The 14,814-nt window shown below is 75.3% G+C and carries 9 protein-coding genes; 5 read left to right on the forward strand and 4 right to left on the reverse strand.

All coding sequences use genetic code 11. The features are described from left to right. On the reverse strand, positions 1-173 hold a 173-nt coding region (locus BJP40_RS04875), incomplete at its 3' end, for an SUKH-3 domain-containing protein (protein WP_177204301.1). Positions 174-185: 12 nt separating this feature from the next. Then, positions 186-749 carry a YwqJ-related putative deaminase gene (locus tag BJP40_RS04880; protein ID WP_079170925.1) on the reverse strand — a complete coding sequence of 188 codons (564 nt, stop codon included), beginning with the start codon at positions 747-749 and terminating at the stop codon, positions 186-188. A gap of 229 nt (positions 750-978) precedes the next feature. Between BJP40_RS04880 and BJP40_RS04885 the strand changes: the two genes are divergently transcribed. Continuing rightward, positions 979-1,965: an SMI1/KNR4 family protein gene (locus tag BJP40_RS04885; protein WP_071278864.1), complete on the forward strand. Its 987-nt coding sequence runs from the start codon at positions 979-981 to the stop codon at positions 1,963-1,965. Between the two features lie 10 nt (positions 1,966-1,975). Continuing rightward, on the forward strand, positions 1,976-4,564 hold the full coding sequence (locus BJP40_RS04890; RefSeq protein WP_071278866.1) for an SUKH-4 family immunity protein: 2,589 nt from the start codon (positions 1,976-1,978) through the stop codon (positions 4,562-4,564). Between the two features lie 161 nt (positions 4,565-4,725). Here BJP40_RS04890 and BJP40_RS04895 read toward each other — a convergent pair whose 3' ends face one another. Continuing rightward, positions 4,726-6,510, reverse strand: coding sequence for an MFS transporter (locus BJP40_RS04895; protein ID WP_371258600.1), 1,785 nt, complete (start codon positions 6,508-6,510; stop codon positions 4,726-4,728). Between the two features lie 329 nt (positions 6,511-6,839). On the opposite strand from BJP40_RS04895, the gene BJP40_RS04900 reads away from it, so the two are divergent. After that, positions 6,840-7,628: an ABC transporter ATP-binding protein gene (locus BJP40_RS04900; RefSeq protein ID WP_071278868.1), complete on the forward strand. Its 789-nt coding sequence runs from the start codon at positions 6,840-6,842 to the stop codon at positions 7,626-7,628. Beyond that, positions 7,625-10,219 (forward strand): ABC transporter permease, encoded by a 2,595-nt coding sequence (locus BJP40_RS04905; RefSeq protein WP_071278870.1) that lies wholly within the window; start codon positions 7,625-7,627, stop codon positions 10,217-10,219. The genes BJP40_RS04900 and BJP40_RS04905 overlap by 4 nt, the downstream gene beginning before the upstream one ends. Before the next feature lie 418 nt (positions 10,220-10,637). Here the strand turns inward: BJP40_RS04905 and BJP40_RS31365 are convergent, their stop codons facing one another. Continuing rightward, positions 10,638-11,108 carry a type II toxin-antitoxin system VapC family toxin gene (locus BJP40_RS31365; protein WP_079170926.1) on the reverse strand — a complete coding sequence of 157 codons (471 nt, stop codon included), beginning with the start codon at positions 11,106-11,108 and terminating at the stop codon, positions 10,638-10,640. Positions 11,109-11,164: 56 nt separating this feature from the next. Between BJP40_RS31365 and mfd the strand changes: the two genes are divergently transcribed. Then, positions 11,165-14,695 carry a transcription-repair coupling factor gene (gene mfd / locus BJP40_RS04915; protein WP_071278872.1) on the forward strand — a complete coding sequence of 1,177 codons (3,531 nt, stop codon included), beginning with the start codon at positions 11,165-11,167 and terminating at the stop codon, positions 14,693-14,695. Positions 14,696-14,814: the final 119 nt, after the last annotated feature.

Here is a 14,814-nt window from a genome sequence, read left to right on the forward strand (position 1 = left end):
TCGACGGCGGCGGGGAAGACCTCGTGGCGGTGGCCGGCGGGGGAGGTGTGGGCGCGCAGGGCGTCGGCCCAGTGCTCGGCCTGTGTCATGTCCCAGCGGCCGGGTTGCCAGCCGGCTTCGCGGAGGGCGGCGTCGACGGAGACGGGGAAGCGGGTGGTGTTGAGGTCGGGCATGGCGGGGCGGTGTCAGCCGTTCGGGTGGGTGGGGTCGACGGGGCGTACGCCGAAGTGGGCGAGGAGGGCGGCGCAGGTGCGGCAGGGCGGGGCGTAGCTGCCGTGGAGGGGGTCGCCGTCCTCGCGGATGCGGCGTGCGGTGATCTTGGCGTGCTTGAGGGAGCGGCGTGCTTCGCCGGGTGTGAGGGGTTTCCTGCGGGCGCGTTTGGAGCGGTTGTCCTCGGCGGCGGTGAGGTGCCGGGAGAGGAGGATGGCTTCGGGGCAGCGGCCGGTGAAGCGTTCCCGCTGGCTGGTGGCGAGGGTGTCGAGGAAGTCCTGGACGAGCGGGTGCAGGGTGGGCGGGTGGTTGCCGCGTGCGGCGGTGCAGGTGAGGGTGTGGCCGCGGACGGAGAGGGCGGCGCCGACGGAGGGGAGTATGCCGTCGCGGCGGTGGCGCAGGGTGGGCGCCTGGTCGGGGGTGGTGCTCCACGTGAGGCGCGGGTCGCCGGGTGCGGCGGCCGGGCGTGCGGGGGCGGTGTCCGCGGTGGTGTCCGCGGTGGCGGCCGTGGCGGTCGGTGCTGGTCGCGCGGTGTGCATGGTGCGTGGTGATCCCCTCTGTGCAATCCCCCGAGTTGCCTGGACAGCCTGCCAAATGCGGTGACGTGTTGGGAAACGCGGTGGCGGTTTCGTGGCACGGGTGTGTCGGAAGGTCGTCGATACGTCACCTGGGGGTGACGGTTGGTCACGGTGTCGGAGGCGGGGTTGGCTGCGTCGGGGCACGGCATAGGCTGTGCGGAACCAGCCAGAGCAGCAGGGGGCTACCGCCATGACGACAGGTCGGCTCGGGAACCAGGCCGCGCCGCCGAACGCGGCTTATGCCGGGCAGGTCGTGCACTTCCCGGATCCGGTGCGGGCCGCTCGCCACCCGGGGGGTGTGCGGGTGGACGCGGACGGCTACCCGGACTTCTCGCCGTACGCGCGGGCGGCGGCGGAGATCGCGGAGCCGCCGGAGGGTTTCGGGGTGGACGAGCTGCGGTTGACGGACTACGTGTCGGCGAACGCCGCGCTGCACGCTTCGGGGCATCCGCTGTGGGACACGGTGGCGCCGGTGGCGACGCCGCACGGGTGGACGTGGCACCACGTGTCGGGGTCGCGCCGGCTGGAGCTGGTGCCGGTGGAGGTGAAGGCGCTGCTGCGGCACCACGGGGGGCTGGCGACGGCGCCGGTGGACCACGGCAAGCGGGGGACGCGCCCGCTGCAGGAGACGCGTCCGGCGCACGTGGCGGTGCCGAAGAGCGGTGTGGCGGTGTCCGAGTCGCAGGTCCAGGGGGTCGAGGAGGACCTGGGGTTCCGGCTGCCGGGGGCGTACCGGTCGTTCCTGAAGGCGGCCGGGGGCTGTGCGCCGGTGGGGGTGGCGTTGGACGCGGAGCTGGGGCTGCTGGTGGACCAGCCGTTCTTCACGGTGCGGGACGAGGCGGCGGTCAACGACCTGGTGTATGCGAACAAGTGCCTGCGGGACCACCTGACGAAGGACTACCTCGGGGTGGGGTTCGTGCAGGGTGGTCTGCTGGCGGTGAAGGTGCGGGGGGCCGGTGCGGGTTCGGTGTGGTTCTGCCCGTACGACGACGCGCGGGACGGGGACGGTTCGGTGCTTGAGGAACGGATGGAGCGGTTGTTGCTGCCGTGCGGGGATGACTTCGACGCGTTCCTGGAGCGTCTGGCGGGAAGTCCGCCGGAGTTGGAGACGGTGGCGAACCTGATGGTGGACGGCGGTTTCGCGCGGGTGGTTCCGGTCGTGGCGGGCGAGGGGTGAGGACGGTCCGATGGTGACGTTCGCGCAGGCGCAGGAGCGCGCCGAGGAGTGGGTCAACGGCGATGTGCCGGCGTACCAGCACCGGGAGGTGCGGGTGCGGGAGTTCGGTTCCGGGTTCGTGGTGTGGGCGGAGGACCGCCCGGAGGGCCCGGTGTCGGACGGCGGCCGGCAGCGGCTGGTGATCGCCCGGGACAGCGGGGAGGTGACACTGTGGCCGGGGCTGCCGGTGGGTGAGGTGATCCGCCGGTACGAGGAGGAGTACGGGGCGGTGGCGCAGGTGCCTGCGGAGCCGGTGCGGTCGCCGGAGCGGATCGACCTGAACCAGACGTCGTTCCTGTTGACGCCGCCGGAGTGGTTGCAGGAGGCGGCGGACCGGATGGGTGTCCCGGACCGGCGGGAGGATGCCGCGTCCGCCGGACCGGTGGCTTCCGCGGCGTCTGGGGGCGAGCCGGGCGGGGAGCCGGGGCCGGCGGTGTCCGGCGGGGGCATGCCGGGTGGCGAGGGGGCGGTCCGGGACGCGGAGGCCGCCGCGGTCACCCGTGCGGACGGCGGTACCGGCGCGGTCGAGGACGCGCGGCCGGACACCGGCACCGGCCCGGACACCGGCGCCGGCCAGGGGTCGCGCGGCGACGCGGGCTCCGGCGCGGGCACGAGCGGTGACACGGGTGCCGGCAGGGGCGGGGGCGCGGCTCCGGGCCCGGGCAGTGACTCCGGTACCGGCTCGGGCACGGGACCGGTTACGGCTCCGGGCACGGGCGGGGGTTCCTTCACGGACACGGGTTCGCTGTGGACCGATGTGAACGCGTCCGGTGGGGAAGGCGGTTCGGTGCCGCTGCCCGCGACGGTGTTCGCGCCGCCGCTGTCCGGTTCGGACGAGGACGACACTCCGCCGCCGTCCGTGCCCGCGGACGCTCCGACGGCGCTGATGAAGGGTGGTAGTAGCCTGCCCCGCACGACGGTGGGTCCGGCGCTGGACCCGGACGCGGGGCGGCCCGCGGAGGCGCCCGGCGGGGGCCCGACGCCGCCGCCCGGTGCGCCCGGTGCGCCGGGGGCGGGTCCGGCGGCGTCGGGTCCGGGTGCTCCGGGCGCGCCGGCCGGCGGGTACGTGCCGACGCAGCTGGTGGCGGCGCTGAGCCCGGACGCGCCGAAGCCCGGCACGCCCGCGGCGGGTACGGCCACCCCGGCTCCCGGGGGCCCGCCCGCGCCTCCCGGTCCTCCTGGTCCGCCGCCCGCGCCGGGGGCGACGCCTCCGCCGGGGGCGCCGGTGGACCAGGCGCCGACGATGCTGGCCCGACCGGTCGCGGGGGCGACGCCGCCCCCGGGGCGCCCCGCGCCTCCCGGGCCGCCGGCACCTCCCGGTCCTCCCGGTCCGCCGCCCGCGCCGGGGGCGACGCCTCCGCCGGGCGCCGGTTCCGGCGCGCACGCGGCGGCGACGATGCTGGCCCACCCTGGGCCCGGTGGTCCTCCCGCGCCTCCGGGGCCGCCCGGTGCGCCGGGCACGCCTCCGGGCGGGGTGCACGCGGCGGCGACGATGCTGGCCCACCCCGGCCCCGGCGGCCCGCCGGCGCCTCCCGGTCCGGTGCCGGCGGCGCCCTCGTACGGCTACCCGCAGCAGCCCTCGGGCCTGCCGACCGTGGGTCCCGGCTACCAGGTGGTGGTGCGCTACCGCGCCCCCGACGGCTCCGAGGCGCAGATCATCCGCAGGTCGGCGCCGGGCGTGCCGCATCCGGAGTGGCAGATCCTGCACGAGCTGCGGGCCATGAACGTCCCGCCGCAGCAGGTGCTGGAGCTGCACACGGAGCTGGCGAGCTGCGAGCTGCCCGGCGGGTACTGCGCCCGCATGATCGGGGAGACGTGGCCGCAGGCCCGGATCACGTCGATCGCCTCGTACGGCAGGGACCACGCGAGCCGCCGGCAGGGCATGGCGCAACTGCTGGCCCACCAGGGCGAGCTGCACCAGGTCGCGGACGGCCCGGCCCGCCCGGCGCCCGTGCGGGCCCCGCTGCCGCAGGTGCAGCCGGCGCCTCCGCTGCCCCCGGAGGGCGTCGCGCAGGAGCTCGCGGCGGCGTTCGGGCCGCACGGCATCTGCCGGTTCGACCAGCGGGCGGTGTCCCGGCAGGGCGTGCCGGACCTGGTGGCGCGCACCCTGGTGTGGGCGGGCCTCCCGGCGGACTTCGGCCCGTTCTTCTGGGCGCAGCCGGCCCAGCCGGTGGTGCCGACGCTGGCGGAGCTGGCGGCGCAGCGCGGCGTGCAGCCGGCGCCGGACGCGGGTTCGTACCTGGTAGTCGGCTCGGACTTCGGGCGTGCGGTGTGCGTGCAGTACGGGACGGCGCACATCGTCGCCGTGCCGGTGGAGGCGGGCCCGGGCGGCCGGTCGGTGGCGCCGCAGTTCGTGAACTCCGGGCTGCCCGAGTTCACGCGGTGCATGGCGCTGCTGGGCCGCATGTGGCGGCTGCGGTACGGGCTGACGCCGGAGCAGGCGGGCCGCTGGACGGTCGACTTCCAGGCCCAGCTGGCGATGCTGGACCCGGCGGCGCTGTCGTCGCCGGAGAGCTGGTGGTCGGTCCTGCTGGAGCAGATGTGGGACGGGCTGCTGTGATGCGGGCCCGCCTGCCGTAGCGGTGCGGCGGGGCTGTTGAAGGGGCGCGGCGCGGCTGCCGCCGGGAGGGCGGCCGCGCCCCCTGTCCGTGGGGCGGGCCCCTCATCCTGACCAGCGGGCCCCGCCCCGGTCCGCGCCGCTCTCCGGCAGGGGCCCGCGGGTCACGGGCCGGGGGCGTCGTCGTCCGCGAGCACCGGGAAGCGGCGCGGGGCGACCAGGAGCAGGGCCAGCACGGCGAGGGCCGCCGCGGCGGCCGCGCCGAGGTGCACGTGGTCGACCGCCGCGTCGACGGCGCGGCGCACGGGCTCCGGCGGCGGTGCGGCGCCCGGGGGGTCGAGGGCGTGGGCCACCGCGTCCAGGTCGCCGCCGGCCGGGCCGAGGCGGGCGGTGAGGACGGCGTTCGCGACGGCGCCGAACAGGGCCGCGCCGAGGCTCTGCCCGATCTGGCGGCAGAAGAGCACGGAGGCCGTCGCCGTGCCGCGCTCCGCCCACGGCACCGTCGCCTGCACGCCCACGATGAGCGGGAGCTGGAACAGGCCGAGGGCCGCGCCCAGCGCCAGCATCAGCAGGGCGGGTTGCCACGCCGCGCCGGGGTACGGCAGGAGCGGGAAGGCCAGCAGGACCAGCAGGGCGCCGGTCATGCCGATGACGGCCGACTGGCGGAAGCCGACCCTGCGGTACACGTGGTGCGACAGGGACGCGCTGACGGGCCAGCTCAGGGTCATCACGGACAGGACGAAACCCGCCGCGACGGGGCCGAGGCCGAGGACCGTCTGCGCGTACGTCGGCAGGAACACCGCCGGGGCGACCATCAGCAGGCCCAGTGCCCCGAGGGCCAGGTTCACCGCCGCGATCGTGGGGCGGCGCCACACCCAGCCGGGCACGATCGGGGCGCGCGCCCGGCGTTCCACGGCGACGGTCGCCGCGACCAGGGTGAGGCCGCCGCCCAGCAGGGCCAGCGACGGCGGCGACAGCCACGGCCACGCCACGCCGCCCTGCACGAGGGCGGCCAGCAGCAGCGTGCCCGAGCCGAGCAGCAGCAGCGCGCCGGGCCAGTCCACGGGCAGGCGTTCCGCGGGGCGGGGCCGCGCCGGCTCGACGAGGTACCGGGCGGTCAGCCACAGGGCGAGGCCGCCGAGGGGCAGGTTCACCAGGAAGATCCAGCGCCAGTCCGCGTACGCCGCCAGCAGCCCGCCCACCGCGGGCCCGGCGACCGCCGACACCGCCCACACCGTGGACAGCCGGGCCTGGATCCTCGGGCGCTCTTCCAGCGGGTACAGGTCGGCGGCGATCGTCTGCACGGTGCCCTGGAGGGCCCCGCCGCCGAGGCCCTGCACCACCCGGAACGCGATCAGCGACGCCATGCTCCAGGCCGCGCCGCACAGCAGCGAGCCCGCCACGAACAGCGCGATGCCGCCGACGAGGACGGGCTTGCGGCCGTAGGTGTCCGAGAGCCGGCCGTACACGGGCAGGGTGACCGTCACGGCGAGCAGGTAGCCGGAGAACAGCCAGGAGAAGACGGAGAAGCCGCCGAGGTCGCCGACGATCTGCGGGACCGCCGTCGCGAGTACGGTGCCGTCGAGCGCGGCCAGTGCCATCGCCAGCATCAGCGCCGCGACCACCGGCCCCCGGCGGGGCCCCGCGGCCGGCGCGGCCGCGCCCGCGTCCCCCGGCCCGGCAGCCCGCCCCGGGTCTGCGGCCTCTGCGCGCCGGTGTGCCGCCGGGTGTCCCGTGGCCGTTCCGGGTGCGGGTGCGGGTGCGGGTGCGGGTGCCGCCGCCCGGCCATCGGCAGCTGTGCCGGTGTGCTCGGGCCCCGCCCTACGGTCCGGTCGTGTCCCGTGGGCGCCGCCGTGCCGCGGCGCCCCGTCCGGGGCGGTTCCCCCCGCGTCGTCGCGCCCCGCCGCCCGCTCCGGGCCCGTTCTCCCCGCGTCCTCGTGCGCCGCCACCCGGCCCGCCCCTTCGCTCGTCCGCCCCTGCGCCGCGCCCGTGCCCCGGACACCTTCTCATCCGGACCGGCCCGGACCCCTAGGGGGAGCGCCCCGGGGGGAACCCGGGTGGGGTCGTACCGCCGGAGGACGAGCCGGTGACCTGCCTGTCCTTACCTTGTCCTTACGGAGCCGGAGCCGGACCGCTCCGGAGTCCCGGGGCCCTGCTGCGGGCCCGGGACTCCGGCTGCGGGCCGCGGGGGTCGGCTCCGGCTCCGGAAGGCCGGCCGGTGTCCGGACACCGACCGGCACCTTCCCCGTCGTTCTCATCCATCGCCAGGAGGCACACCGTGACCACGGCTGTCACCACTCCCCAGCACGGGGGTACCGGAGGGCGTACGGCCGTCGCCGCGCGGGCACGGCAGGTCGTCAAGGCGTACGGGTCGGGGGAGACCCGTGTCGTCGCCCTCGACCACGTCGACGTGGACATCGCCCGCGGCCGCTTCACCGCCATCATGGGCCCGTCCGGGTCCGGCAAGTCCACGCTCACGCACTGCCTCGCCGGGCTCGACACCGTCACCGGCGGGGAGATCCTCCTCGGCGACGTGGACATCACGCGGCTGAACGACAAGAAGCTGACCCGGCTGCGCCGCGACCGGATCGGTTTCGTCTTCCAGGCGTTCAACCTGCTGCCGACGCTCACCGCGATCGAGAACATCACCCTGCCGATGGACATCGCGGGCCGCAGGCCGGACGGTCCGTGGCTGGACAAGGTGGTCGACACCGTCGGCCTGCGCGACCGGCTCGGCCACCGGCCGGCCCAGCTGTCCGGTGGACAGCAGCAGCGGGTCGCCGTCGCCCGGGCCCTCGCCGCCCGGCCCGAGATCATCTTCGGGGACGAGCCGACCGGCAACCTCGACTCGCGGGCCGGTGCCGAAGTGCTCGGCTTCCTGCGCAGGTCCGTCGACGAGCTGGGGCAGACCATCGTCATGGTCACCCACGACCCCGTCGCGGCCTCGCACGCCGACCGCGTGCTGTACCTCGCGGACGGGCGCATCGTCGACGAGATGACCGCGCCGACCGCCGAGGCCGTCCTCGACCGGATGAAGGACTTCGACGGGCGGGGGCGCACGTCGTGACCGTGTGGAAGACCTCCCTGCGCACCGTCCTCGCGCACAAGGGCCGCATGGCGCTGTCCGCGGTGGCGGTGCTGCTGTCGGTGGCGTTCGTCAGCGGCACCCTGGTGTTCAGCGACACCATGAACACCACCTTCGACAAGCTGTTCACGGTCTCCGCCGCCGACGTGACGGTCAGTCCCGCCGCGGAGGACGGCGACGGAGGGGCGCCGGCGCCGGGCCGCGCCGACGTGCTGCCGGCGGCGCTCGTCGACCGGGTCGCGGCGGCCGACGGCGTCGCCGACGCCGAAGGCGTCGTCGCGTCCGCGGAGGTCACCGTCGTCGACTCCCGCAACACGAACCTGGGACCCACCAGCGGTGCCCCCACCATCGCCGGGAACTGGACCCGCAACGACCTGCGGTCCATGGAGATCAGCTCCGGCCACGCCCCCCGGGGCCCCACCGACGTGATGGTGGACGCGGACACCGCCGCCAAGCACGGGCTGGAGATCGGCGACGAACTGCGGACGATCACCGTCAAGGGCGACTTCACCAGCACCGTGTCCGGTATCGCCACCTTCAGGATCACCAACCCGGGCGCGGCCGTCTTCTACTACGACACCGCCACCGTGCAGCGTGAACTCCTCGGCAGGGAAGGGCTGTTCACCCACATCAACGTCGCTGCCGAAGCAGGTGTGGGACACGAGCAGCTGAAGCGGGACATCGCCGCCGCGCTGGGCGGCGACGCCGGCGCGTACCGGCTGCAGACGCAAGCGGAGGCGGCCGACGCCATGAGCGAGAACATGGCCGGGTTCCTCGACGTCATGAAGTACGCCATGCTCGGCTTCGCCGGGGTCGCCCTGCTGGTGGGCGTCTTCCTGATCGTGAACACCTTCTCCATGCTCGTCGCGCAGCGCACCCGCGAGCTGGGACTGCTGCGGGCCGTCGGGTCGAGCCGCGGCCAGGTGAACCGTTCCGTCCTGGCGGAGGCCCTGCTGCTGGGCCTGTTCGGCTCCGCGCTCGGCGTGGCCGCCGGGGTCGGGCTGGCCGTCGGCCTGATGGAGCTGATGGGCGCCCTGGGCATGGAGCTGTCCACCCAGGACCTCACCGTCAAGTGGACCACCCCCGTCGTCGGTGTGGTGCTGGGCGTGGTCGTGACCCTGCTGTCGGCGTACGTCCCGGCCCGCCGCGCCGGACGGGTGTCGCCCATGGCGGCGCTGCGGGACGCGGGCACCGCGGCGGACAGCCGCGCCGCGGGGCGGGTGCGCGGCGCCGCCGGGCTGCTGCTGACGGCCGCCGGTGCCGCCGCCCTGGTGGCCGCCGCGCGGGCGGACGAGGCAGCCGCGGGCTCGTTGTTCCTCGGGGCCGGTGTGGTGCTGACGCTCGTCGGGTTCGTGGTGGTCGGGCCGCTGCTGGTCGGCGGGGGCGTGCGGGCGCTGAGCGCGGTCGTGCTGCGGGCGTTCGGGCCCGTCGGGCGGATGGCGGAGCGCAACGCGCTGCGCAACCCGCGCCGCACCGGGGCGACCGCCGCGGCGCTGATGATCGGGCTGGCGCTGGTGGCCGGAATGTCCGTGGTCGGCTCGTCGATGACGGCGTCGGCGGCGGACGAACTGGACCGGTCGGTGGGCGCGGACTTCCTGGTGCAGCCCGCCAACCCCGGCCAGCCGGTGCCGGTCGTGCCGCAGGCGCGGGCCGCCGTGACCGGGGCGCCGGGCCTCGCCCACGTCACCGAGTACCGGTACGTGCAGGCCGCGGTGACGGCCCCGGACGGGACCGAGGCGGACGCCGACGTGGCGGTGACCGGCGTGACGTACGTCGAGGACGTGCGGCGCGAGACCGTCGCGGGTGAGCTGAGGGAGGCGTACGGGAAGGACGCGGTGTCCGTCGGCAGCGAGTACGCCGAGAAGCACGGCGTGGCGGTGGGCGACACCCTGAAGGTCGTCTTCCCCGGCGGCCGGCCCGCGACCCTCACGGTCAGGGCGGTCACCTCGGACGACACGAACATCGACAAGGGCATGATGTACACGTCCCCCGCCACGCTGGAGCGGTACGTGCCCGCCGACCGGCTCCCCGAGCCCGGGCTGCTGCTGGTGCAGGCGGAGGACGGGCAGGAGGCGGCCGTGTACGCGGCGCTGAAGGACGCCCTGGAGCGGTACCCGCAGTACGCCGTGTACGACCAGACCGACTACAAGGAGCAGATCCAGGCGCAGGTCGGCCAGCTGCTGAACATCGTGTACGGGCTCCTCGCGCTGGCGATCATCGTGGCGGTGCTCGGTGTGGTGAACACGCTGGCGCTGTCGGTGGTGGAGCGGACGCGGGAGATCGGGCTGCTGCGGGCGGTCGGCCTGTCGCGGCGGCAGCTGCGCCGCATGATCCGCCTGGAGTCGGTGGTCATCGCCCTGTTCGGCGCGCTGCTGGGGCTCGGCCTCGGCATGGCCTGGGGCGTGGCGGCGCAGAAGCTGCTGGCGCTCCAGGGGCTGCACGTGCTGGAGATCCCGTGGTCCACGATCGTCACGGTGTTCTTCGGCTCGGCCCTGGTGGGCTTCGTCGCGGCGCTCGTCCCGGCGTTCCGGGCGGGCCGGATGAACGTGCTGGCCGCGATCGCCACGGAGTGACGCCCCGGCGCCTCCCGGCGAGTGGCCCGGGAGGCGCCGCCCCGGCCCCGCCCGGCGGGCTCCCCGCGGCTGCTCCGCGGTGGGGCTCCTGCGGTGGGGCCTCCTGTCGGGCGGCGTGGGGCGGGGGCGGGGTGAGCGCGCGGTCGTGGGCGCCCGGTGACGACCCGGGGCGCCCGGCGGGAGGGGGCCCGGTGCCGGGAGTCGAGGGCTCTCCGGTGCCGGGCTCCGCCGTCCCGTCGCCCCTGTCCCGCCTCGCCGGCCGCCGTCCCGTCGCCCCTGTCCCGCCCCGCCGGCCGCCGGTCCGTCGCCCTGGTCCCGCCTCGCCGGCCGCGCCGCCGATCGCCGTCGCGGTCGTTCGCCGGGGTGCCGTTCGTTCGACGGGGGTGGTCCGGTCGGTCCGTGCCGGGCACGGCCACCGTCACACCCGCAGGACCCGGACGTCGTACTTCGGGATCCAGACCCCGCACGTGCTGATCGTCGATTCCTCGGCCCGGGCCTGCGCGACGAGCATGCGGTCGAAGGGGTCGCGGCGCTGGAGGGACAGGCGGCCCGCCCGCATGGCGTGCTCCGCCGTGACCGGCAGCGGCTTGAGCCGGCAGTGCGCGCTGCGCTCGGGCGGATCCGCGGGTGAGTCCAGCCTGCCGAGGGCCTGCCTGACGCTGAGTTCCCAGGGCGTGACGGCACTGACGTGGGCGTGCGGATCCGTGTCGAGCAGCTCCTTGACCTCGTCGGCGAGCTCCGGGGAGTCGACCCCGTCGGTCCGCCCGACAGGTTGGCGCCGGCTCCCTCGCTCTGCCCGGCCCGCGCCTTCCGCCCGGTCGCCGGGGGCCCGGCGTCGTACGCTGGGACCACCCGGCCCGTCGCACGTGTCGGGCTCTTCGCGTTGCACGCCTCCGAGGGCGCCACCTCACCCGGCCCGCCCCCCGACCACGGACGGAAAAGTTCATGAGTCTGCACGGTCTGCTCGACGTCGTCGTCAAGGACCCCGCCCTCGCCGAGGCCGTCGAGGCCGCGGCCGACGGGCACCGGGCACACGTCGACCTCGTCGGTCCGCCCGCGGCGCGGCCCTTCGCGCTGGCCGCGCTCGCCCGCGACGCCGGGCGGCCCGTGCTGGCCGTGACCGCGACCGGGCGGGAGGCGGAGGACCTGGCGGCGGCCCTGCGGTCGCTGCTCGACCCCGACTCCGTCGTGGAGTACCCGGCATGGGAGACCCTTCCGCACGAGCGGCTGTCCCCGCGCAGCGACACCGTCGGGCGGCGCCTCGCCGTGCTGCGGCGGCTCGCCCACCCGTCGCCCGACGACCCGGCGGCGGGGCCGGTGCGGGTCGTCGTGGCGCCCGTCAGGTCCGTGCTGCAGCCGCAGGTCAAGGGGCTGGGCGACCTGGAGCCGGTGAGCCTGCGGACCGGGCGTGCCGCGGATCTCGACGCCGTCGTGGAGGGCCTCGCGGCGGCCGCGTACCAGCGGGTCGAGCTCGTCGAGAAGCGCGGCGAGTTCGCCGTGCGCGGCGGGATCCTCGACGTGTTCCCGCCCACCGAGGAGCACCCCCTGCGCGTCGAGTTCTGGGGCGACGACGTGGAGGAGATCCGGTACTTCAAGGTGGCCGACCAGCGGTCCCTGGAGGTCGCCGAGCACGGGCTGTGGGCGCCGCCGTGCCGGGAGCTGCTGCTGACGCAGGACGTGCGGGAGCGGGCCGCGGCGCTCGCCGAGGCCCACCCGGAGCTCGGCGAACTCCTCGGCAAGATCGCGGAGGGTATCGCCGTCGAGGGCATGGAGTCCCTGGCGCCGGTGCTCGTCGACGACATGGAGCTGCTGCTCGACGTGTTGCCGAAGGGCTCGCTGGCGGTCGTCTGCGACCCGGAGCGGGTGCGGACCCGGGCCGCCGACCTGGTGGCGACCTCCCAGGAGTTCCTCCAGGCGTCGTGGGCGGCCACCGCGGGCGGCGGGGAGGCGCCCATCGACGTCGGTGCGGCCTCCCTGTGGGGCATCGCCGACGTCCGGGACCGGGCGCGGGAGCTCGGCATGGCGTGGTGGTCGGTGTCGCCGTTCGCGGCCGACGCGGAGCTGGACGAGGACACCCTGCAGCTCGGCATGCACGCCGCCGAGGCGTACCGCGGCGACACCGCCCGCGCCCTGGCCGACACGAAGGGGTGGCTGGCCGACGGCTGGCGCGTCCTGTACGTCACCGAGGGGCACGGCCCGGCCGCCCGCACCGTCGAGGTGCTGGGCGGCGAGGGCGTCGCGGCCCGCCTCGAAGCGGACCTCACCGAGCTGTCCCCGTCGGTGGTGCAGGTGGCGTGCGGGTCCATCGAGTACGGGTTCGTCGACCCCGCGCTGAAGCTCGCCGTCCTGACGGAGACCGACCTGTCGGGCCAGAAGGCCGCGGGCAAGGACGGCCGCCGCATGCCGACGCGCCGCCGCAAGACCATCGACCCGCTGACCCTGGAGGCGGGCGACTACATCGTGCACGAGCAGCACGGCGTGGGCCGCTACATCGAGATGGTGCAGCGCACCGTGCAGGGCGCCACCCGCGAGTACCTGCTGGTCGAGTACGCGCCCGCGAAGCGCGGCCAGCCCGGCGACCGGCTGTACATCCCCACCGACCAGCTGGAGCAGGTCACCAAGTACGTCGGCGGGGAGGCGCCCACCCTGCACCGGCTGGGCGGCGCCGACTGGACGAAGACGAAGCAGCGCGCCAAGAAGGCCGTCAAGGAGATCGCCGCCGACCTGATCAAGCTGTACTCGGCGCGGATGGCCGCGCCCGGGCACTCCTTCGGCGCGGACACCCCGTGGCAGCGGGAGCTGGAGGACGCCTTCCCGTACGCGGAGACCCCGGACCAGCTGTCCACCATCGCCGAGGTGAAGGAGGACATGGAGAAGACGGTCCCGATGGACCGGCTGATCTGCGGCGACGTCGGCTACGGCAAGACGGAGATCGCCGTGCGGGCCGCGTTCAAGGCCGTGCAGGACGGCAAGCAGGTCGCCGTGCTGGTGCCGACGACGCTGCTGGTGCAGCAGCACTTCGGCACGTTCAGCGAGCGGTACGCGCAGTTCCCCGTGGTGGTGAAGGCGCTGTCCCGGTTCCAGTCCGACGCGGAGGCCAAGGCCACCCTGGAGGGGCTGCGGGAGGGCTCCGTCGACGTGGTCATCGGCACGCACCGGCTGTTCTCGTCGGAGACGAAGTTCAAGGACCTCGGCCTGGTCATCGTCGACGAGGAGCAGCGCTTCGGCGTCGAGCACAAGGAGCAGCTGAAGAAGCTGCGCGCGAACGTCGACGTGCTGACGATGTCGGCCACGCCGATCCCGCGCACCCTGGAGATGGCCGTCACCGGCATCCGCGAGATGTCGACCATCACGACCCCGCCGGAGGAGCGGCACCCGGTCCTCACGTTCGTCGGGCCGTACGAGGAGAAGCAGATCGGCGCCGCGATCCGCCGCGAACTGCTCCGCGAGGGGCAGGTCTTCTACATCCACAACCGCGTCGAGTCCATCGACCGTGCCGCGGCCCGGCTGCGGGAGATCGTTCCGGAGGCGCGGATCGCCACCGCCCACGGGCAGATGTCGGAGCAGGCCCTGGAGCAGGTGGTGGTGGACTTCTGGGAGAAGAAGTTCGACGTGCTGGTGTCGACGACGATCGTCGAGTCCGGCATCGACATCTCCAACGCCAACACCCTGATCGTGGAGCGCGGCGACAACTTCGGCCTGTCGCAGCTGCACCAGCTGCGCGGCCGGGTCGGCCGCGGGCGGGAGCGGGGCTACGCGTACTTCCTCTACCCGCCGGAGAAGCCGCTGACGGAGACCGCGCACGAGCGGCTCGCGACCATCGCGCAGCACACCGAGATGGGCGCGGGCATGTACGTGGCGATGAAGGACCTGGAGATCCGCGGCGCGGGCAACCTGCTGGGCGGCGAGCAGTCCGGGCACATCGCGGGCGTCGGCTTCGACCTGTACGTGCGGATGGTGGGCGAGGCCGTCGCCGACTACCGGGCCTCCCTGGAGGGCGGTGTCGAGGAGGAGCCGCCGCTGGAGGTGAAGATCGAGCTGCCGGTCGACGCGCACGTCCCGCACGACTACGCGCCCGGCGAGCGGCTGCGCCTCCAGGCGTACCGGTCCATCGCCTCCGCGAACTCGGAGGAGGACATCCGGGCGGTCCGCGAGGAACTCGTCGACCGGTACGGCAAGCTGCCGGAGCCGGTCGAGAACCTGCTGCTGGTGGCCGGTCTGCGGATGCTGGCGCGGGCCTGCGGGGTCGGGGAGATCGTGCTGCAGGGCCCCAACGTCCGCTTCGCGCCCGTGGAGCTGCGCGAGTCGCAGGAGCTGCGGCTGAAGCGGCTGCACCCGGGCACGGTCATCAAGCCGGCGGCCCACCAGGTCCTGGTGCCCCGCCCGAAGACCGGCAAGATCGGCGGGAAGCCGCTGGTCGGACGTGAACTGCTGGCGTGGACGGGGGAGTTCCTGACGACGATCCTGGGCTCGTAGCCGGTTCTTCGTCCGGACCGGCGGGCCCGCGGCCCGGGGCGTGCCGTCGACGCCCCGGCCGTGGCCGCCGGCCGGCTTCTGGAGCCGGCGCCGCCCGGTCGGCCGAAGGCGCGTCAGAA

It is taken from the genome of Streptomyces sp. CC53, assembly GCF_001865245.1.
Classification (GTDB): domain Bacteria; phylum Actinomycetota; class Actinomycetes; order Streptomycetales; family Streptomycetaceae; genus Streptomyces.

Excerpts from the sequence above, each read along its gene's own strand:
- mfd (WP_071278872.1), top strand. The coding sequence starts at position 11,165 with ATGAGTCTGCACGGTCTGCTCGACGTCGTCGTCAAGGACCCCGCCCTC.
- BJP40_RS04880 (WP_079170925.1), bottom strand. The coding sequence starts at position 749 with ATGCACACCGCGCGACCAGCACCGACCGCCACGGCCGCCACCGCGGAC.
- BJP40_RS04885 (WP_071278864.1), top strand. The coding sequence starts at position 979 with ATGACGACAGGTCGGCTCGGGAACCAGGCCGCGCCGCCGAACGCGGCT.
- BJP40_RS04890 (WP_071278866.1), top strand. The coding sequence starts at position 1,976 with ATGGTGACGTTCGCGCAGGCGCAGGAGCGCGCCGAGGAGTGGGTCAAC.